Source organism: Chryseobacterium luquanense, from assembly GCF_026460945.1.
In the GTDB taxonomy this organism is placed as follows: Bacteria; Bacteroidota; Bacteroidia; order Flavobacteriales; family Weeksellaceae; genus Chryseobacterium; species Chryseobacterium luquanense.
The window spans coordinates 1-416 of sequence record NZ_JAOVZV010000032.1 but is presented as its reverse complement, the minus strand read 5'-3'; the positions used below and the strand labels follow the sequence as shown (position 1 = coordinate 416).

1 protein-coding gene is annotated in these 416 nt (G+C 27.2%); it reads left to right on the top strand.

Annotated elements, in window-relative coordinates; translation table 11 throughout:
• The coding region (locus tag OEA66_RS20140; protein WP_311136928.1) for a DUF6705 family protein at positions 1–416 on the top strand (416 nt) is incomplete at both ends.

Genomic DNA, 416 nt, shown 5'->3' with positions numbered 1-416 from the left:
CTGAAGTACCAACTAATGCATATATCAAAGATTTGAATAATGATCTCCTGCCTTACGAAGGTGATTGGAAAGCAACATGGGGAAATAAAATATTCTTTGTACAATTTAAAAGAATAAAAAAATATTTGGATCACAAAGAAAACAATCCTTATTATAAAGATGTTTTGATAGGAAAATTCAAAGTATTGGATAATACAGGAAATGTATTGTTTAACAATACAAATTTACCTGATAATGATACTAAGATTGAAGGAACGCGTTTTTTTACAATACCTAACAAGAGATATTCATTGTTTTATTTTGATAATGACATTTGTGGTATGACAGGTGATATTTATATTAGCTTCTTAAACGGAAACCTTAATCAACTTAATTGGAAATTCATTGATACAACTGATATTATTACATCAAGTTGT